At 67.1% G+C, this 17,755-nt stretch carries 19 protein-coding genes; 8 read left to right on the top strand and 11 right to left on the bottom strand.

What is annotated here, in order from left to right:
- Positions 1-243: 243 nt before the first annotated feature.
- From WEA29_03075 to proC, 8 genes are all read right to left on the bottom strand, one after another.
- Complete coding sequence (locus WEA29_03075) at positions 244-762, bottom strand: GNAT family N-acetyltransferase (protein ID MEX2322742.1); 519 nt, start codon at positions 760-762, stop codon at positions 244-246.
- 52 nt (positions 763-814) lie between these two features.
- A complete protein-coding gene (locus WEA29_03070) occupies positions 815-1,090 on the bottom strand; it encodes a hypothetical protein (GenBank protein MEX2322741.1) in 276 nt (91 codons plus the stop codon).
- Between the two features lie 133 nt (positions 1,091-1,223).
- On the bottom strand, positions 1,224-1,931 hold the full coding sequence (locus WEA29_03065) for a PspA/IM30 family protein (GenBank protein MEX2322740.1): 708 nt from the start codon (positions 1,929-1,931) through the stop codon (positions 1,224-1,226).
- A 56-nt stretch (positions 1,932-1,987) separates the two neighbouring features.
- Positions 1,988-3,256, bottom strand: coding sequence for a DUF6676 family protein (locus tag WEA29_03060; protein MEX2322739.1), 1,269 nt, complete (start codon positions 3,254-3,256; stop codon positions 1,988-1,990).
- A gap of 31 nt (positions 3,257-3,287) precedes the next feature.
- The gene (locus tag WEA29_03055; GenBank protein MEX2322738.1) at positions 3,288-3,656 is read right to left on the bottom strand and encodes a PIN domain-containing protein; all 369 of its coding nucleotides are present in this window, start codon (positions 3,654-3,656) and stop codon (positions 3,288-3,290) included.
- Positions 3,653-3,844 carry a type II toxin-antitoxin system VapB family antitoxin gene (locus WEA29_03050; GenBank protein ID MEX2322737.1) on the bottom strand — a complete coding sequence of 64 codons (192 nt, stop codon included), beginning with the start codon at positions 3,842-3,844 and terminating at the stop codon, positions 3,653-3,655. The genes WEA29_03055 and WEA29_03050 overlap by 4 nt, the downstream gene beginning before the upstream one ends.
- 42 nt (positions 3,845-3,886) lie before the next feature.
- Positions 3,887-4,801 (bottom strand): proline dehydrogenase family protein, encoded by a 915-nt coding sequence (locus tag WEA29_03045; GenBank protein ID MEX2322736.1) that lies wholly within the window; start codon positions 4,799-4,801, stop codon positions 3,887-3,889.
- On the bottom strand, positions 4,798-5,628 hold the full coding sequence (proC, locus tag WEA29_03040) for a pyrroline-5-carboxylate reductase (GenBank protein ID MEX2322735.1): 831 nt from the start codon (positions 5,626-5,628) through the stop codon (positions 4,798-4,800). The genes WEA29_03045 and proC overlap by 4 nt, the downstream gene beginning before the upstream one ends.
- A 122-nt stretch (positions 5,629-5,750) precedes the next feature.
- Here proC and WEA29_03035 point away from each other — a divergent pair, with 122 nt between their 5' ends.
- The 3 genes from WEA29_03035 to WEA29_03025 all read left to right on the top strand — a co-directional run bounded on the left by WEA29_03035 (position 5,751) and on the right by WEA29_03025 (position 9,615).
- The gene (locus tag WEA29_03035) at positions 5,751-6,755 is read left to right on the top strand and encodes an LCP family protein (protein ID MEX2322734.1); all 1,005 of its coding nucleotides are present in this window, start codon (positions 5,751-5,753) and stop codon (positions 6,753-6,755) included.
- Positions 6,756-7,029: 274 nt separating this feature from the next.
- On the top strand, positions 7,030-8,409 hold the full coding sequence (locus WEA29_03030) for a M23 family metallopeptidase (protein ID MEX2322733.1): 1,380 nt from the start codon (positions 7,030-7,032) through the stop codon (positions 8,407-8,409).
- A 42-nt stretch (positions 8,410-8,451) separates the two neighbouring features.
- Positions 8,452-9,615, top strand: a complete 1,164-nt coding sequence (locus WEA29_03025) for a glycosyltransferase family 2 protein (protein ID MEX2322732.1) — start codon at positions 8,452-8,454, stop codon at positions 9,613-9,615.
- On the opposite strand, the gene WEA29_03020 is transcribed toward WEA29_03025, so the two are convergent.
- Positions 9,600-10,613 carry a glycosyltransferase family 2 protein gene (locus WEA29_03020; GenBank protein ID MEX2322731.1) on the bottom strand — a complete coding sequence of 338 codons (1,014 nt, stop codon included), beginning with the start codon at positions 10,611-10,613 and terminating at the stop codon, positions 9,600-9,602. The two genes, WEA29_03025 and WEA29_03020, sit on opposite strands and share 16 nt — an antisense overlap.
- Before the next feature lie 74 nt (positions 10,614-10,687).
- On the opposite strand from WEA29_03020, the gene WEA29_03015 reads away from it, so the two are divergent.
- From WEA29_03015 to WEA29_03005, 3 genes are read left to right on the top strand one after another with little or no spacing between them, the layout of a single operon-like run.
- Positions 10,688-11,959, top strand: a complete 1,272-nt coding sequence (locus WEA29_03015) for an O-antigen ligase family protein (GenBank protein ID MEX2322730.1) — start codon at positions 10,688-10,690, stop codon at positions 11,957-11,959.
- 5 nt (positions 11,960-11,964) lie between these two features.
- Complete coding sequence (locus WEA29_03010; GenBank protein MEX2322729.1) at positions 11,965-12,645, top strand: glycosyltransferase family 2 protein; 681 nt, start codon at positions 11,965-11,967, stop codon at positions 12,643-12,645.
- Positions 12,642-12,983, top strand: a complete 342-nt coding sequence (locus WEA29_03005; protein MEX2322728.1) for a DUF2304 domain-containing protein — start codon at positions 12,642-12,644, stop codon at positions 12,981-12,983. Before WEA29_03010 ends, WEA29_03005 begins: the two co-directional genes overlap by 4 nt.
- Here the strand turns inward: WEA29_03005 and WEA29_03000 are convergent.
- Entirely contained in the window at positions 12,980-14,038 is a 1,059-nt protein-coding gene (locus WEA29_03000) for a glycosyltransferase family 2 protein (GenBank protein MEX2322727.1), read from the bottom strand. The two genes, WEA29_03005 and WEA29_03000, sit on opposite strands and share 4 nt — an antisense overlap.
- A complete protein-coding gene (locus tag WEA29_02995) occupies positions 14,038-16,179 on the bottom strand; it encodes a SpoIID/LytB domain-containing protein (protein MEX2322726.1) in 2,142 nt (713 codons plus the stop codon). Before WEA29_02995 ends, WEA29_03000 begins: the two co-directional genes overlap by 1 nt.
- 204 nt (positions 16,180-16,383) lie before the next feature.
- On the opposite strand from WEA29_02995, the gene WEA29_02990 reads away from it, so the two are divergent.
- A complete protein-coding gene (locus tag WEA29_02990) occupies positions 16,384-16,536 on the top strand; it encodes a hypothetical protein (GenBank protein MEX2322725.1) in 153 nt (50 codons plus the stop codon).
- A gap of 41 nt (positions 16,537-16,577) precedes the next feature.
- Positions 16,578-17,630 (top strand): DUF3048 domain-containing protein, encoded by a 1,053-nt coding sequence (locus tag WEA29_02985; GenBank protein ID MEX2322724.1) that lies wholly within the window; start codon positions 16,578-16,580, stop codon positions 17,628-17,630.
- Positions 17,631-17,755 lie beyond the last annotated feature (125 nt).

Here is a 17,755-nt window from a genome sequence, read left to right as displayed (position 1 = left end):
TAAAGGATGTCCCCGGTCCGCACACCCCGAAGGGGGAGGTGGCAGCGACCGCCAGATCGCTGACGGAGGGGGAGCCCAAACGCGTCGCGGGGCCTCAGTAGGGTTAGCCCTCCCCCCTCCCCGCCTTCGGCGCTACTCCCCCCTACGGGGGGAGAGAGTCGTGAGGTGTTCACAGAAGTCGAGAGTCGGGGACTGGCTTGGGTCGTGGCGAGCAGGGCGAGATTGGTGGGTTAGTTCCAGAGCTCAAGGATCGCGGCCATCCAAGAACTCCTCAATCCACGCGCATGGCAGGTACATCACGGCGAGACCGGTCTCGTTCGAGACTTCCAGCACCTCGAACTTAAACCGCCCGTAGTAGCCCACGGCCTCTGGCTTGGCGTCGACAAGGACACCTGCGCATCCGTGCTTCCGGCGCAGCGCCAGTGCAGCGTCAAGCGTGTCTTTCATCAGCAGGTCTCCAACGCCCTTGCCCTGCTCGGTAGTCGCGACGGCTAGCCGCGCTAGGCGTAGGGCGGGAACCCAATCAGGCAGGCGCTTGCCGAGTGGTAAGTCCCCGTCGTGGTGGATCTCAGTCGCAACGGTTGTCGCGTAGCCAACGATCTTCCCATCGAGAAGAGCTACTCGAATCCCGGCAATCCCGCGTTTGAGCGCCTGTCCTGCCTTGGTCTTGAAGTAGTCGTCGAGATCCGGCTGACCGCAGGTGAATCCTGATCGATCGTCGCTCGGTTGAAGACTCCGCATCTCGATGGAAGCTCGTGCCATCAGGGCACGTGTCTAGCAGACTCGACTGCCAGCTCCGGTTGAGAAGGGGCGTCTACTCCCTCGTCGACTGGAGTGCGGCCGGAGTCGGAGGGGCAGGCGAGTCGTTGAGTTTGGCAACCCTCTCCATTGACGAAGCACTCACGATGACCGGCAGTTCGAAAAGGTCCGCGACTTCCTTGATACGAATGGAGAGTTGCGAAACACGGCTTTCCACGTACTCATTGACGGCTTCGTCAACAAAGGCCTTCTTGCTCATACCCAGAAGTGCAGAGGCCTGCGAGATTCGCTCATCGGTCTCCGAACTCACCCGGATCGGTGATGTCGTCATGGTTGCCTCATCGGTTGCTGATGGTTGGTACTGTAGCACAAGCTACATGTAGCACAACCCGGGTCCAGGTAGAGCTTCGGGGCCCCGGAGGGCCCCGAAACGACAACTCGAGCGGCCCGGAGGGCCGCACCGTTTACATGCCCAGTTCGGACTTCAACTCGGCGAGCTTGGCGTCGGCCTGAGCCAGGGAGACGGCCTCCTTGAGCTCCATCTCGGCACCATCCGGCGTTGCCTCGTGCAGCTCGGCATTGGCCATAGCCACGGCCTTGCGCCTCTCGATCTTGTCCTCCACCGAGTCCAGACTGACGCGGTCGAGGTCGGAGGTCGACGAGATCGCCTGGATCGCCTCATTGACCGTCTCCTGCATCTTCGCCTGCTGAAGGGAACCGACCAGCTCCATCCGCTTGGCGGCGAGCTCCTGGAGGCGCATGGCGTTTTGCTGCACCGCCTTCTTGGCGTCGTCGGCCTGCTTCTGCGCCGACTCGAACTGGCTCTTGAGCGATGACAGGTTGTTCTCTGCAGCCTGCATCTTCATGGCCAGGCCCTGGGCCGCCCGGTTCCACTTGTCGGTGCCGGCGGCGTCGCCCGCATCCGAGGCTTCCTGTGCCTTCACGAGCGCCTGCTTGGCGAGCTCACGAGCCTCACCGGCGTCATCGGCAGCCCGGTCGATCTTGCTCTCCAACTGCGTCCGGTGGGCGAGCACCTTGGCCGCCTGATTGCGGAGATCCTGATCGCGCCGCTTCGCCTCGTGGACCGCCTGCTCGATCTCGACCTCGGGGTCCTTGATCTGCTCGCTCTTGGTACGGAAGAGGGCCTTGATGTAGCCCCAGAACTTCTTCATGTGATGTGTCTCCTGACTGGTCAGTGTCATGTTACGGGAGCCGCCGTGGTTCAGCGTCAGCGGCCCCGCTTCTTGGTCCTGCCCGCCCGCGAGGTCGACCCGGTCGACGGTCGGGGGGCACGATCGGTCGTCGTGGCCGAACGCGGGCCGTCTCCCGCCCGCCTGCTTCCCGCAGAGGACCACGTGTTCCGCTGGGCACGGACACGCTGCCTGCCCCAGTTGTACGAGGCGCCGGTGGCGGCGCCGCTGGTGAGGATGGTGAACAGATCGAGTCCGTCGAACCCGCTGCCCCCGTGCGACTTGGGGGCCGACGGCGCCGGCACCGGACGCCCGCCCACGTTGACCATCCGCGGCTCGGGCGTCTGGCCACGCTTCAAGAGGTCGGCGTCTGCCTTGCACACGCGGACGGTCCGCTTGCCCGTGGCCGTCTGGATCTCGGCGGTCTCGCTGGCGTCGTGGTGGGTGGGGTCGAAGAAGCACACCGGCCGCTCGGTCGGTTTCGGCTTGGGCGGCACCGGCTTGTCGAAGGCGATCGCCTTGGCTGCATCCAACTCCCAACGCGCCCCATCCAACCGATCGGAGAGAACTTCGAGATCACGCAGATCGGTGACCTCCCGGTACGCCTCTTCGACCTCGGTGAAGGTGGCACTCGCCTGGCGCAGGTACGTGTCGTCCTTGCTGGTGGCGGTCGCCGAGACGATGTCGGCGATCTCCAGCATCGTGTCGGCGACGGCGCTGATCTGGGCCCGCAGCTCGCCACGGGCTTCCTCGAGGAGCTGATCCCGCTTGCGGGTGTTGGCCCGCGAGGCCCGGCGGATACCCCAGATGACGAGCAACACGACCGCGGCGAGGACGAGGAGCAGGATGAACCCACCGCCGCCACTCGATCCGATCGACGGGTCGATCAGGTAATCGACCACCGCCGACACATAGCCCTCGTCGTCCGACGAGCGGTCCTCGGCGTAAGCGAGGGCGCCCGCGAGAGTGTCCTGTTCGAACTCCTCATCGGTCGAAAGCCCTTGCTGCGTCTCAGACAGCACGAGGACCGTCGCCGGGCCACCGGTACGGACCAGCAACGCATCCCCAAAGGTGACGGCCCCGCCGGCAGGGTCGTCGAACAGCAGCACCGCGGAGAAGCGAAAACCGGCGTTGCGCGCCCGCGACACCGACCCCGAGATGGACGCCGCGGTCGCCGGGAGCCCCTCGTCGATGAAGAAACCGGTGTTTCGGACGGCGTCGGCGACCTCGTCGACCGTCGGAGCGGCCAGCGCGGGAGCGAACACAAGCAGGCTGAGGGCGGCGAAGCCAAGGGCGAGACGCTTCATCGGCGCGAGGATAGATGATGCAGTTGCGTGTTCAGGAGACGACTGGGAGGCCGAGACGCCCTGCCGCGTCTCGGAGTGGCCGGTCGCGGGTGAGCAGCGGGCAGCCAGCAAGCAGCGCCGCAGCGAGCAGGTGCGCATCGACCCACCCCAGGCCACCTCCCCAGAGCCGGTGGGTCTCGACCGTCGTCATGACCTCATCGTGAGACACGACCTCGACGGCGGGGAGTCGCGAGAGCAGCCCGAGGACTTCCGCCCTCTCCGCCAGGGAGCCGCACGCCAGCTCGCCCACCACGAAGGGATGCGTGAGCACGGCGCCGTCGTGAAGTAGGTCTTCGAGTCCGCCCTCCCCCCGGAGATGATCTATCCACATCGATGTGTCGACGAGGACCGGACGGCTCATTCAACTCGCCGGCGGCGGCCTGCGGTCGCCGCCGGGTCCGACCCTCCAAGCGCGGCGAGGCGTCGCGATGCCTCGCGGGCGATGAGCGCGTCCAAACCGGCCCGAACCACAGCCGACTTGCCGCGGATCCCCGAGAGTCGCTGGGCTTCCTCGATCTGGGCCTCGTCAATGATCAGTGTCGTGCGCATGGCATACATATACGCCATACTTGTATGCACTGTCAAGTGCTCTCAACGACCGAACAGCGCCCGAATGAAGAACCACAGGTTGGCGGGGCGCTCCGCCAGGCGGCGGGTCAGATACGGGTACCAGGAGTCGCCGTAGGGCAAGTAGACCCGCATGGGATGCCCGGCCTCCACCAGTTCCTGCTGCAGCTTCGTTCGCACCCCGTAGAGCATCTGGAACTCCCATGGGCCGGTGCGCATCACCGCCAGGTCGAGGGCGCGGCTGATACGGGCGCCGTCATGAGTGGCGACCGCCGGCATGGTCGGCGACGACTCCATGAGCCTGCCCAGCAGGCGGTCGTACGCGGAGTCGATGTCCACCCGCGAATGGAGGGCGACGGCCACGCCCTCGTCGTAGGCCCCCTTGCACAGCCGGACGTGACCGCCGAGCGGAATGACGTGATCGAGGTCGGCGGGTGTCCGGTGCAGGTACGCCTGGATGGCCACGCCCAGATTGCCGTGAACCCGCTGCACCGTCTCGTAGAGGCGCAGCGCGGCGCCGGTGTAGGCACTCTCCTCCATGTCGATGGTGACGGTGAGCCCCAGCTCGGCGGCACGGCGGGCGAGCGCCTGCAGGTTGTCGGTGCACCGCGACTCGTTCAGACCCAATCCGAGTTGCGTGAGCTTCACCGAGATGTTGGCGTCGAGCCCATCGGCGGCGATCCGGTCGAGGCAAGCGAGGTAGGCATCCCGCGCCGCGGTCGCCGAGGCGGCATCGGTGACGTGCTCGCCGAGATGGTCGAGCGACACCGACATGCCGGCATCGTTGAGCTCCTTGGCCACCCGGGCGGCGTCGTCGAGCGCCTCACCGGCGACGAACCGCAGGGCGACGCGCCGCCCGATGCGGGTACGGGTGAAGAGCCACCGCACCGCCCGCCACGAGGTGACCGCCAGCACCACCCGAACGATCAACGCCTTCACGAATCGGACCCGCTCACCCGCGATCCCATCTCCTTCGCCCGCAGCGCCGCCACCCGGACGGCGTCCTCGACCAGCGCCCGGAACCCTCGCTCCTCGAGCAGGTGGACCGCCGCGGCCGTGGTGCCACCCGGCGAAGTCACCTGAGCACGCAGCCGCTCCGGCGTGAGATCCACCGACGACAACAGCATCCCGGCACCGCGGACGGTCTGCTCGACGAGCATCTCGGCGGCGTAGGCGGGAATGCCCTCGCGGATGGCGGCGTCGACCAGCGCCTCAGCGAGGAGGAAGACGTAGGCCGGTCCGGTGCCCGACACGGCGGTCACCGCGTCCATCAAGTGCTCGTCGAGCACGATGGTGCGACCCACGGCACCGAGAACCCGGGTGGCCACGCCGAGGGCGGCCTCGTCGGCCGATCGACCGGCGGCGACCGCGGTTACCCCTTCGGCGATCCGAGCCGGGGTGTTCGGCATCGCCCTGACCACGGCGACCCCGGGAAGGACCGCTTCATACACGGTGGTCGGCACCCCGGCGGCGAGTGACACGACGATGCCTCCTGGGTGGACGGCGCCGCTCAACGCTGGGAGTACCGCGGGCACGTCGTCGGGCTTGACCGCCACCACCACGACATCGCGCCCAACGACCGCGGCACCCACGTCGAGCCCACAGTCGAGGCCGGTCGCCTTTGAGACCTCGGCGGCGCGCTGCTCCCGGCGGGCGACGAGCACGACCTCACCGGCTTCCCAACCCCCACCGAGCAAGCCGTGGGCGAGCGCCTCCCCCATCGCTCCTGCCCCCACGATGGCCACGGTCGGACGCGTTTCGGTCATGGCGACCGAGTGTAGGGAGGCGGTCTAGAGCAGGCATCGGCGGTTGAGATCTACGCCCGGCGACCCGTTACATTCGGGAATTCATGAGTCCGACAGGATCCTCCAACGGTGTAGCACGACGCATGGCGGTCGTCGTGTCCGTGGTCGTGCTCGCCACCCTCGGCTGGGTGTCCTATCGGATCTGGGACTCGTGGAACAAAGTCGAACGGCTCTCATTCGACACCGAGGAGGTCCGCGAGGCACTCGACAGACAGCGACTACCGGTCCCGGGTGCTTCGTCGGACACAGTCGCGGACACCGTCCCACCACCGACGAGATTCGACGAATCCATCGCCTTTCTCATCGTCGGGAGCGACGAGCGACACGAGACCGATCTCAGCCGCCGCGCCGATGTCATCATCGTCTTCGTGATCACACCCGACGCGGATCCCCTGTTGTTCTCCATCCCGCGTGACCTCTGGATAACGAATCCCTGCACCGGCGGCAGGAGCCGCGTCAACGCCAATCTCAACGGTTGTGGCGACACCGCTCCTGGACCCGAACAGCTCGCCATCGCCGTCGAGGACTTCACCGGGATCGGGATCGACCACTTTGCCGTACTCGGCTTCGACGGTTTCACCGCCGTCGTCGACCGTGTGGGAGGCGTCGAGATCTGTGTGGAGAACGCGGTTCGCGATACCCGCGCCGAACTGGACCTCCCTGCCGGGTGCACCCTGGCCGATGGTACGCAGAGCCTCGCATGGGTCCGTTCACGAAACACGCAGGAGTTCGTCGACGGCGTGTGGCGTCGGATGGCGGTCGACGATCTCACCCGCAACCAACGCCAGCAGGACCTGGTGATCCAGGCGCTGGCTCGCCTGAGTGGGTTCAACAGCGTCGCCGATCTGTCCGGCATGGTCGACGACCTCGCTGGAGCATTCCTGATCGACGACGGCCTCGGCATCAACGGGGCGGTGGAACTCGCCTGGCGCCTGCGAGGAATCGACACCTCGCGGATCGTGCGCATCGTCATACCGACCGTCGGGTTCTTGTCTCCCGACGGAGAGTCGGTTCTGCGGCCCACGGAAGCCTTCCGGGACACTCTCTTCCGGGAGTATCCAGACGCCGCGCAGCTGTTGGACTCGTAAACGGCGCCAGGGTCTAGTGTCGGCGCCGATGCCCGCTGCCACACCGCCGTTCGCCGACCGCTGTCGCAGCTCTCTTGGCGTTTTCGGTGCTCACAGTCGGCATCGGCGAACATGGAGCCCGACCACGGACCCCTCCGACAATCACTGGGCTTACCGCTGACCGAGGGTCACCCATAGGGTCGCCCGGATGCGCTACCAGGTGGTCCCCAGCGACGAATCGGCCCTCTCACCATCGGTTCAAGAATTGCGGTCACCGCGCCGATACGAACCAGGTATGACGCCAACCCTCCGATTTCTCAGAACATTCCTCATCGCCGCCGCTGTCACCAGCACCTTCCTGGTCGCCGACTGGCCGACCGCTACCGCCCACCATCCCCAGGGCACCGACTTCAAGAGTGGACCCGACCACGAGTACGGTGAGATGGTCGACTACCCGCTGGTCTTCCCGCTCGAGGGCAATCTGAACTTCGCCGACAACTTCAACGCCTGGCGTGCCAACAACACCACGCACCACGCCATCGACATCATGACTTCCAGGGGCACCCCGGTACATGCGGTCGCCGCCGGCACGATCGTGCGCATCAACGGCACCCGGCGTAACAGCGAACTGCCCGGCAACTGCTGCACGATCGTCCTGCAACACGACGACGGATGGCAGAGCTGGTACTGGCACCTGAACCGCGACTCCCTCGACTCTCCGCTGTGCCTGCCCGACTCGAGCCAGGGCGACGGACTCGGCTGGGGGATCGCCGACGGGCTCGAAGTGGGCTCGTACGTCGACGCCGGTCAGCTCATCGGCTGGGTGGGGAGCTCCGGCAACGCCCACTGCAGCTCCCCACATCTGCATTTCGAGTTGCACGACCCGCACGGAGTGCTGGTCAACCCATACAACAGCCTCATGAACCCGGTGCAGCCGGGTCCGGCGAGGCCGTCGGTCTATCCGTGCACCGGTGAGGACTGCTCCGGTCTCGCCATGACGACCGGCTCGGGTCAGTGGCGAATCGCGTCCCTGGTGGACCAGTCCACGGTCAGCGATCTGTTCTACTTCGGGAACCCGGGCGACTATCAGGTCTTCGGCGACTGGAACTGTGACGGCACCAAGACCCCGGGCCAGTACCGGCAGTCGAACGGATACGTATACCTGCGTGACTCGAACACTCAGGGCAATGCCGATGTCAGCTTCTACTTCGGCAACCCCGACGATATTCCGATCGTCGGCGACTTCAACGACGACGGCTGCGACACCGTGTCGATCTATCGACCGTCCAACCAGACGTTCTACGTCATCAACAAGCTCGGCGAGGACGACCGCGGGTTGGGCATTGCAGATGTCGCCTACGCGTTCGGTGACCCGGGCGATACGCCGTTCGTCGGCGACTTCGACGGCGACGGCATCGACACGGTCGGCCTGTACCGCGAGTCCACCGGCCTCGTCTACTACCGCAATACCCACAGCAAGGGCAACGCCGACATCCAGTTCATCTTCGGTAACGCGGGCGACAAGATCTTCGTCGGGGACTGGAACGGCGACGGCACGGACACCGTCGGCGTCTACCGACCCTCCACCAAGATGATCTACCTGCGGCTCGACAACAGCCAGGGGCCGGCCGACGTCTCGTGGTGGGTGGGCGAGTACGCCACCGTCGTCGGCTGACCGACCCAACGGTTCTCCACCTCAGGGGTAGCCTGCCGAGCGATGCTCCCCACCATCCTCCGAGCGGGTGAAATCGGCCTGCTGGCACTCGTCGCATACAACGCGATCACCGCACTCCCGGGCTGGCCAACGCCGCAGCGAGCTCCGCGGTCATCGAGACGCCAGCGGTTCCGCGTCGTCGTCGCCGCCCACGACGAGGCTGCGGTGATCGGCACGCTCCTCGACGACCTCGCCCGACTCGACTACGACGCCGCTCTGCTCACCGTCTGGGTGTTGGCCGACCGATGCACCGACGACACCGCGACGATCGCACGCTCGCGGGGTGCCCGCGTGTCTGAACGCCAGACCGGTCCCAGTGGCAAGGGAGCGGTGCTTCGAGAGCATCTCGAAACCCATCCCCTGGACGAGGACGAGGCGCTGGTGGTCATCGATGCCGACAACCGGATCCCCACAGACCTGCTCGCCAGGTTCGCCGACGAGCTCGCCGCCGGCGGACACGCCCTCCAGGCATATCTCGACGTCGCCAACCCCGGCGCATCGCCCCTGACGACGGCCAGCGCCCTGTCGTACTGGGCCGGGAATCGGATGGTTCAGCTGGCGCGTACGCGGCTGGGCTGGCCCGCCGATCTCGGCGGAACCGGGATGTGCCTGACTCGCGAGGCTCTGGAACGGGCGGGAGGCTTTGGCGACTCCCTCACCGAAGACGCCGACCTCGGCGCACGCCTCGCCCGCGCGGGAATCCCGGTGCGATGGATCCACGACGTGAGGATCGGCGACGAGAAGCCGACCACGGTGGGCGTTGTCATCCGCCAGCGGGCTCGGTGGACCGCAGGTCGTCGAGGGGTGGCCCGCCGCCACGCCTTGCCGCTCCTCGGTGCCGCGCTCCGACGCAGCGACGGGGGGCTCGCCGACCTCGCACTCCGGCTCGTCCAGCCGGGCAGATCGTTCGTCGCGCTGCTATCGGGGATCCTCGCCGTACTGGCTGCGACCGTGGCCAGCGACGTTCTCCTACCCCCGGGCCTCTGGGCGGCTGCCGCCTCCACCCAGTTCCTCATGCCGCTCGCCTTCCTGGCCAGGGAAGGAGTGGCGCCCCGCTACCTGGCGGCCTATCCGCTCCTCCTCCTCCTCGCCGCGTTGTGGATACCGGTTCGGATCGCCAGTCGACTCACCCGAGGCTGGTACCACACCCCTCACCAGGGCGGCTGAACCGCCCGGAGACGGCTACGGACAGGCCACGGGCCACGGACGACGCCCCACCACAGCCCGAGCCCATACGACAGGTGCATGACCCCTCCGGCGAGTTCGACGAGAAGTCGCGGTCCGGGCCAACCGGCGAGTGCCGCCGAGGCCAGGAGCGCAACGACCCACACGCCGAGCAGCACCGCCATCGGCCAGTATGCACCTACCGCCGCCCAGTACACCCCAACTGCCAGCAGACCGGCTACCAGGAGCGCAGGTGCCAACGGTCGGCTCGACGGCCATACCCCGTTGGCCCAGAGCATCTCCGCCTTGGCCTGGCCATATCTGAAGTACTGACGGAACAGCGCCCGCGGCGATCGGCGCGGTCGGTACTCGCTGCGGATGGTGGGGTCCATCCACACCGTGCGACCGGCGCGCCGCCACCGCCAGTACAGGTCGGCATCCTCGCCGGCACCGGACGGGAAGGACCGCAGCCCACCGATCTCGAGGAAGTCGCCACGGCGAAACGCCCCGAGATAGACGGTGTCCACGAACCCCCGGTGATCCTCGCGATGGAACCGGCCGGTCCCCGTCATCAGCGGGATGCGCATCGCCGCCGCCACGGCTCGGGCGAACCCGCCAGCGGCACGCGGCCTGATCGGGCCTCCTACCGCGACCGCGTCGGTTTCGAGCAGCGCGCCAACCGATCGGGTGACGTAGTCACGGTCGTAGGTGCTGTGGGCGTCCATCCGGACGATCACCTCGCCGACGGCGGCGACAACAGCCAGGTTCATACCCGGGGATTGCCGGCGAAGCGGGTTGTGTATCACCCGCCACCACCCATCGCTGGTCTCCCACCGATCGAGACGATCGAGCGTGCCGTCGGTAGAGCCACCATCGGCGATCACCACACCCCACTCACCCTTGTAGTCCTGGTCGGCTACCGACTGCAGGCAGGCGTCGATGGTCGCGGCCTCGTCGAGCACGGGAATGACGACAGTGACCGAGGGGAGGGCGTCCGGCACCGGCGCAGGTTACCGTCGCGGCGCACGGCGACCTGAGGAGCCGAAGCGGCAAGGGATTAGATTCGCTGTCGCCCATGTCGACGCTCCCAGCAACCATCGCCCCAACTCTCCGACGGCGCCTCCTGCTGGCCCTCGTCGCGCTGCTACCGCTGCACACGGTGTTCGTCGATGCGTGGGTGGCGTGGAAGCCATGGCTCCTGCTCCTCATCGGCCTGACCGCCATCCAGGCGTGGGACGGCCTGCGGCGCCGGGTGTGGCCGTGGCACCGCGGGCTGTCGATAGGGGTCGGGCTGTTCCTGGCCGGCCTGGCGGCGTCGGGTCCCACGCCTCACATGACCAGATTCACCGGACTCTGGTTCGCGGCTGCCGCAGGCGGAGCGCTGCTGCTCAGCCTCCACCTGGAGCTGACCAATCGCCCCGGGACGACGGACGCCGTCCTGCGGATCGTCTTCCGGTCGGGTGCCGCCATGGGAGCGACCGCGCTGATCATCTCTCTAGTCGCCGTCGGTGCCTTCGGATCGTCGGCGGCCGCGGCCCTCGACGAGCTGCCCGGAGTCGCCCGCGTCGTCCAAGCCGCCTACCTCGACAACGGATTCCTCGCCCTCACCAACTGGCACACGGATCCGGGCTACGCCGCCGCATGGATGAACCTGTGGGCCGTTCTCGCCGTCGTCGCCTGGACCCGGCGCCTCGGCTCGGGGCGAATGTGGGTGGATGCCACCGTCGTCGGGAGCCTCGCCTACGGGGTCCTGATGACGCTGAGCAGAACCGGCCTGCTCGGCCTCGGCGTCGGCATGCTTCTCGCAACGTGGTTTGCCGTGCGCGAAGGGACGGCCACGGCGCAGGTCGTCCGTTTCCTGTCGGTCGCGGCCCTGGCCAGCGGGGTCCTGCTGGCAGTGACACTCGCCGTCGATCGCGCCGGCGTCGCCGGCGACCTGGGTGAGGCCTTCTCGTTTCGGCTCGGTCAGGGCGCCTCATTCGGCCCGAGTGAGGGTGAGGCCTACCCCGGAGCCGACCATCGCAGCGTCGTGTGGCCCATCTACTGGCGCTTCTTCCTGGACGATCCGCTCCGCGGGGCAGGACTCGGCACCGGCTGGGCTGCTGGTGTGCAGGAACCCCACAATCTCGCCCTCCAGCTCCTCGGCGAGACCGGCGTCGTCGGCCTGGCCGGCTTCGTCGCGCTGTTCCGTACGGTCGTCCGCGGCGGGGTGGGCCGACTCGGGGTCCTCGCATTGGCCACGACGCTGTCGGCGTCGATCACGCAGACCGTGCTCTTCGAACCCACCTGGTGGTTCGCCGCCGCCCTGGCATCGGCTCACCGTACGCTGAGCCCGTCGAGAGAGTGACGGCCATGACCCTAGTGGTGATCCCCGCCTTCAACGAGCAGAGCACCGTCGGTGAGGTGGTCCGGGCCGTCGCCGAGATCGGGCTGGACTGTGTCGTCGTCGACGACGGCTCCACCGACGACACCGCCGCCGTTGCTAGGGCCGCGGGCGCCGTCGTGGTGCGCCTCCCGGTCAATCTGGGTGTCGGCGCAGCCCTCCGAGCCGGCTTCCGCTACGCCGTCCGCAACGGATATCGCCGGGCGGTTCAAGTCGACGCCGACCTCCAGCACCACCCCGGGTCGATCCCCGACCTGCTCGCCGCCGCCGATGCCGGAGCTCACCTGGTGATCGGTTCTCGGTTCGCGGCCGGCTACGAGGTCGGCAGATCACGCCGACTGGTGATGCGAACCCTCGCCCGATTGGTATCGCGCCGGGTCGGCGTGCCTCTCGACGACGTCACCTCCGGGTTCCGGGCGATCACCGAACCGTTGCTGGGGCATTTCGCCGAGGACTATCCGGCCGACTACCTGGGTGATACCGTCGAGGCCATCGTGATCGCGCACGAACTCGGAGCAACGGTGGCACAGGTCCCGGTAACGATGGCCCAGCGGCGCGACGGAGCAGCCACATCAGGAGCGCGAGCATTCGGGCATTTACTCAGGCTGCTCCTGGTCCTGTCGATCCGACCGATCCGTCATCGGCGATGACCGGACGCGCTCAGATCGCCGTCTTCGTCCTCGCCGGGATCGTGTTTCTCGCCATCGTCGTCTTGGTCCGGCGCGGCAAGCTCAAAGAGCGGTTTGCTCTCCTCTGGCTGGGTATCGGCTTTGGCGTGGTCGTACTCGCCGCGGTCCGTCCCTGGCTGGACGCGCTCAGCGAGTTCCTCGGTATCCAATCGGGTACCACCACCCTGTTCGTCGCGTCCACCCTCTTCCTCCTCGGGCTGGTCCTCCACCTCTCGATCGCCGTGTCGCGGTTGACCGAGCAGGTCCGCGACGTGGCGGAGACACTGGCGATCCTCGAGGCGGAGCAGCGCGAGGGTTAGAGCCCGCGTCGCCGATCGAGAAATCGCACGAGTGGGATGACGACGCCAACGTAGGCCCGGGTGAGACGATCCACGATCCCCGTTCCCAGTGGCACCCGCACTTCGGGAATCGGGATCGACGCCACGGCGCCGGTTCTTTCGGCAAGGATCTCGGCGTCCCCGACCACGCGCTCGGCCTGGATCGATCGGTAGCGACGACGGCCCTCACCGCCGAGGGCGCCCGTTCGCCAGGACCTCATCTTCGCGAGGAACCAGCGGTCGCGAATCGACACCACGAGGGTGCCCAGCTCGTGCAGCACGAGCACCGGGGCCAGGAGGAGCACCGTCGACCTTCGGTAGTTGGTGAGCACCATCCGGAGCCGGTTGCGCTCCAACAGCCACAACTTGCCCGGGTTCCGGGCGAACTCGTACCGGTGCATCACCCGGGATGCCGGGACCCGGACGCTGTGGAGACCGCGCATTCGCAGCCGCCACCCGAGATCGGTGTCCTCGTGGTAGAGAAAGAAGTCTTCGCGAAACCCACCGAGCCGGTCCCAGATCGCCCGCCGCATGGCGAAGGCCGCCCCCGACGGGAAGGGGATCGGCACCGACTCGACTTCGTCGGTGGGAATCGGCTGGCCCAGGTCGGTTATCCACGCCATCCCGGAAACGGTCACCGCCCCGCCCGAAGTGTTGAACGAGCCGGGGTCGTCGGTGAGCGCGACCGTCGCCGATGCGGCCCCGATCCCGTCGGCATCGAGCGCATCGACCAGGGGAGGGAGCCAGCCCGGCGAGACCTGCACGTCGTCGTTGATCACGGCGACCACCGTCTGGGTCGCCAGTTCCACGCCGGCGTTGGCGGCAGCACCGAACCCGTCGTTGGTCTGACGAGCGTGCAGCTGCACCGTGGGTCGCTGTGCCACCACCTCGGCCGTGGTGTCGCTGGATCCGTTGTCGACGACGATCACCTCAGCCGGGCCCTCGGGATCGGAGAGGAGCGCGTCGAGCGTTTCACCGATGTGGTGGGCTGAGTTGTGGGCGACGACGATCACCGTCGCCGGCGTGGCACCGGGCATCAACCCCAGTTTCCACTCACCGGCGTTCGATTGGGCGGACCAAAGTTGAACACGACCTCGGCGCCACTCGGCCCGTAGTCGTTGCGGAGGGTGAACGTCGCCGTCGACGGCCGGTAGACGCCGACCGTGTCGATCCCGTTTCCGTTCCAGTCGCCCACGATGACCCGGTCACCCGCCTGAGCTTCCGAGTAGGAGTAGGTGATGTCGACGGTCGAACCCGTCGGAGAGTTGCTGAGGTAGAGCATGCGGGAAGACGGGCGGTAGACCCCGACGGTGTCAAGACCGTTGCCGTTCCAGTCGCCGACCAGGGGCACGTCGCCCACGTTGCCAAATGGGATGGTGACATCGGCCACTCCGGCGGTGTTGCTGTTGCGCAGGTAGAAGGTCGCGTTCGACGGGCGATAGATACCAACGGTGTCGCACCCGTTGCCGTTCCAGTCGCCACCGAGAGGAACGTCACCCGGGTTGCCGTAGTAGATCTCGACGTCGGCGATCCCCTGGGTGTTGGTGTTGCGCAGGAACAGATAGCCCGCGCTCACCCGATACAACCCTGGCGTGTCGACGCCGTTGCACGACCAGTCACCCGTGTACGGGATGTCAGCGGGGTTGCCGAAGTAGAAGGTCCTCTCCGCTCCCCCGGGCACAAGCTGCGAGAAGATCCCCGTGGCCGGATCGTGGTAACCGACCGAGGTGGCGACGTGGGTGTCCGCAGGCTCGCCGCCGCCCTGGCCGCTGCCACCGGAGATGGACTGGATGTAGTGGGACCGCAGGCCGAGCCGGCTCACCAGCTGTGGGATGGTCCCCTGGCCTGCCGACGGTGAGCGGCTGACGAAGTCCTTGTGGATGAGCTGGCCGCCAGCGACGCCGGTCACCCGGATCCGCTTGGGGCTCCCCGATGCGTTGTGCTCCTCGATGGTGATCGACACCAGCTCGGTCAGGCCGGGGAAAACGGGCTCGAGCAAGCTGACGATCTGACCGGCCGTGAAGTCGAAACGCCACCGGATCGACGTTGACGACGACGGCGTACTCGGGGCGTACAGGGAGCTCCATGGGTCGGACTTCGACACCAGGTAGGGATAGGAGGCCTGGTTCGATCCCCACACGTCGGAAACGTTCTCGGTGGCTCCTCCGGTGGACGACGAGTAGTAGGTCTGCGCCAGCGTGGTGCTCGACGGTGACGTCACGACCACCTGGCCAGCAGTGCTGTCCACGGCATCACGCCAACGCTGTCCGTAGATCGGGTCCCCCTCCGAGTTGTGGTGCCAGCCCCGATAGGCCTGATCCCAGGTGTCCCATACGAGGTGACACGAGCAGTCGGAGCGCACACCGCCGGTCGCCTTCCAGGCGCCAAAAGTGCGGGCGGCGACAGCCTGTGACTTGAGGGCCTCCATGTGCCACTTCGGGGGAACCTCGGCGATGCCCTTGACGTAGTCCTCGAGCGAGAGCACCACGTTGAAGTGGAAGCCGGTCCACCCGAGATAGCCCTCGTTGCGATGCTCGGTGACCGGTCCGACGAACGAGATGTACCCACGGGCAAAGGTCCGAGCCACATCTGGGTTGGTGGCGAACGACACCCTGGTATTGGGCTGGTCAGACCAGAACAGCCTGATGTTGCAGTTCGATGCGTCGCTGTACATCACCGCCGAGTTCCGGGTGACCGCGCAGAAGCCTCCGTCCTCGGGATGCCAGCGATATCGCCAGCTCTCTCCTGGATTGGCCGTGAAGCAATCGCCCCCCGCCTCCTGTCCCGGCTTGCATACCTGGACGGGACCGTTGACCGCGGTGAAGTCCAGCCACCTGAAGGGGCGCTTCTGCAGCTCGCCGCCGCTGAGGACGTAATTGATGCCGATCCGCAGCGGATCGGGCACGGTCGCCGACACCTCGGTCACCTGCTTCAGCGCGGTGCCGGAGTACCAATACGAGAGGATCGAGTCGTAGGTGTTCCCGCCGTGCTCGGCCATCCCCTGCGCACCCCACTGGGGCATACCGATGGCGTGACCCCAGCCGCCACCTTCGATGGTGATGGGCGTGCTCGAGGGCACCGCAAGGGCGGTGTGGGCTGGCAGCAGCGTCACTGCCGTCACCATCGCCGTCAGCGCTACGGCAAGTCGTCGACGCATGGTCTCGGTCCTCTTACGCATCGGGGCTGCCGTCCCTCGGACCGCCCGTTCTGCAGCCGACCCGATGCTCGGTTCGATCGAATCTAGACCGACCTCGAAATTGTGCATACAGCGTTTGTCGGCCTCACTACTCCACACTTGAACGGATTTCGCGACCTCGAGTGATTGGTCACCGTTGGTCAACCCGAGTCCCGCGGAGACCGAAGAAGCGTAATGCTGGTGTGCATGACCTGCGCCCGACTGATCGTCTTCGCCGAAGGCGGCTGGTCTCACCGCGAGGACTCCGAGTGCGCAAACCTCGTGATCGCATGGCCCCCGCACCTCGAGGACGAGCCCGAAGAGGCGGCGATGCCATCGGCGGACCCCAACGCTGCCTGAGAGGGAGTCGAAGGGCGGGTCGGCCACTAGCCTCGGCCCCGATGCGGAGATTCACTTTCGCTGTGACCACCGTCGGTCTCCTCGTCGGAGCCTGTTCGTCGCCACCCGATCAGTCGACCACGATCACCAGTGCGGCGGATCAGGCGACCACGACGACGACACCCACCACGACCACCACCCGCCCGCCGGGGACCGAGGCCATCTCCCCACTCAACGGCCTTCCGGTGGACGACGAGACTCTGCTGGAGCGTCGAGTCCTGGCGATCAAAGTAGACAATCACCCGTCGGCGCGGCCGCCATCGGGCCTCCAGGAAGCCGATGCGGTCCTCGAACTCCTCGTCGAGGGAGGCTTCACTCGCTTCGTCGCGCTCTTCCACAGCGCCGACAGCGGCTACGTCGGGCCGATCCGTTCGGTCCGGCCCACCGATCCGCAACTGATCAGTGCGCTCGGCGGCACCATCGTGATGTCAGGGGGACAGCCCTGGGTCCAACAGATCGCTGCCGGACACGGCGTGAGCGTGCTCACCGAGGCATCGGGCGGTTCGTTCCGGATCGGAAGTCGGTCGGCTCCTCACAACCTGTATGGCGATACGACGGTGTTGCGAGAGATCGCCGACACACTCGGATACCCCGATGAGCCACCACAGGCCTGGTTCCCGATCGGCGACTGGCACACCCCGAACGACACCGCAGCGACGATTCTGATCCACTGGTCGGTCAGTGACGTCGTCGAGTGGACCTACGAGGGTGGCGAGTACCGGCGGCGCTTCGGCGGCTCCCCCCAGGAGTGGGTTGATGCCGACGGCGAACGCGGTCAGATAGCGGCCGACGTCATCGTGGTGATCGGGTCGCGCTTCTACCTCGCCACACCACCACCGGGTGTCGAAGCCACCCCCCTCCCCGCGGTCGATACCATCGGCGAGGGGCCGGCCTGGATCTTTGCCGACGGTCGGGCCTGGGAGGGCACCTGGCGACGCGCCTTCCCCGAGGATGCCTTCACGCTGTTGAACGACGACGGCACACCGGCCCTGGTACCGACAGGCCGTCCCTGGATCTCGTTCCTGCCGCTCGGCCAACTGGTCGAGTGGGACTGACGCTCGGACGCGTCCCCCGCACTCTCCTCCCCCGAAGGGGGAGGTGGCAGCGGCCAAAGGCCGCTGACGGAGGGGGAGGCCAAACGCGTCCCCCACACTCTCCTCCCCCGACGGGGGAGGTGGCA

Source organism: Acidimicrobiia bacterium (genome assembly GCA_040902765.1).
In the GTDB taxonomy this organism is placed as follows: Bacteria; Actinomycetota; Acidimicrobiia; order Spongiisociales; family UBA11373; genus DATKBG01.
The sequence above is the reverse complement of the archived record's forward strand: the minus strand, read 5'-3'. Positions and strand labels throughout refer to the sequence as shown.

What these genes read in the sequence shown, in the direction of transcription:
- WEA29_03075 (MEX2322742.1), bottom strand. Translation starts at nt 762, where the DNA reads ATGGCACGAGCTTCCATCGAGATGCGGAGTCTTCAACCGAGCGACGAT.
- WEA29_03070 (MEX2322741.1), bottom strand. Translation starts at nt 1,090, where the DNA reads ATGACGACATCACCGATCCGGGTGAGTTCGGAGACCGATGAGCGAATC.
- WEA29_03065 (MEX2322740.1), bottom strand. Translation starts at nt 1,931, where the DNA reads ATGAAGAAGTTCTGGGGCTACATCAAGGCCCTCTTCCGTACCAAGAGC.
- WEA29_03060 (MEX2322739.1), bottom strand. Translation starts at nt 3,256, where the DNA reads ATGAAGCGTCTCGCCCTTGGCTTCGCCGCCCTCAGCCTGCTTGTGTTC.
- WEA29_03055 (MEX2322738.1), bottom strand. Translation starts at nt 3,656, where the DNA reads ATGAGCCGTCCGGTCCTCGTCGACACATCGATGTGGATAGATCATCTC.
- WEA29_03050 (MEX2322737.1), bottom strand. Translation starts at nt 3,844, where the DNA reads ATGCGCACGACACTGATCATTGACGAGGCCCAGATCGAGGAAGCCCAG.
- proC (MEX2322735.1), bottom strand. Translation starts at nt 5,628, where the DNA reads ATGACCGAAACGCGTCCGACCGTGGCCATCGTGGGGGCAGGAGCGATG.
- WEA29_03035 (MEX2322734.1), top strand. Translation starts at nt 5,751, where the DNA reads ATGGCGGTCGTCGTGTCCGTGGTCGTGCTCGCCACCCTCGGCTGGGTG.
- WEA29_03030 (MEX2322733.1), top strand. Translation starts at nt 7,030, where the DNA reads ATGACGCCAACCCTCCGATTTCTCAGAACATTCCTCATCGCCGCCGCT.
- WEA29_03025 (MEX2322732.1), top strand. Translation starts at nt 8,452, where the DNA reads ATGCTCCCCACCATCCTCCGAGCGGGTGAAATCGGCCTGCTGGCACTC.
- WEA29_03015 (MEX2322730.1), top strand. Translation starts at nt 10,688, where the DNA reads ATGTCGACGCTCCCAGCAACCATCGCCCCAACTCTCCGACGGCGCCTC.
- WEA29_03010 (MEX2322729.1), top strand. Translation starts at nt 11,965, where the DNA reads ATGACCCTAGTGGTGATCCCCGCCTTCAACGAGCAGAGCACCGTCGGT.
- WEA29_03005 (MEX2322728.1), top strand. Translation starts at nt 12,642, where the DNA reads ATGACCGGACGCGCTCAGATCGCCGTCTTCGTCCTCGCCGGGATCGTG.
- WEA29_03000 (MEX2322727.1), bottom strand. Translation starts at nt 14,038, where the DNA reads ATGCCCGGTGCCACGCCGGCGACGGTGATCGTCGTCGCCCACAACTCA.
- WEA29_02995 (MEX2322726.1), bottom strand. Translation starts at nt 16,179, where the DNA reads ATGCGTAAGAGGACCGAGACCATGCGTCGACGACTTGCCGTAGCGCTG.
- WEA29_02990 (MEX2322725.1), top strand. Translation starts at nt 16,384, where the DNA reads ATGACCTGCGCCCGACTGATCGTCTTCGCCGAAGGCGGCTGGTCTCAC.
- WEA29_02985 (MEX2322724.1), top strand. Translation starts at nt 16,578, where the DNA reads ATGCGGAGATTCACTTTCGCTGTGACCACCGTCGGTCTCCTCGTCGGA.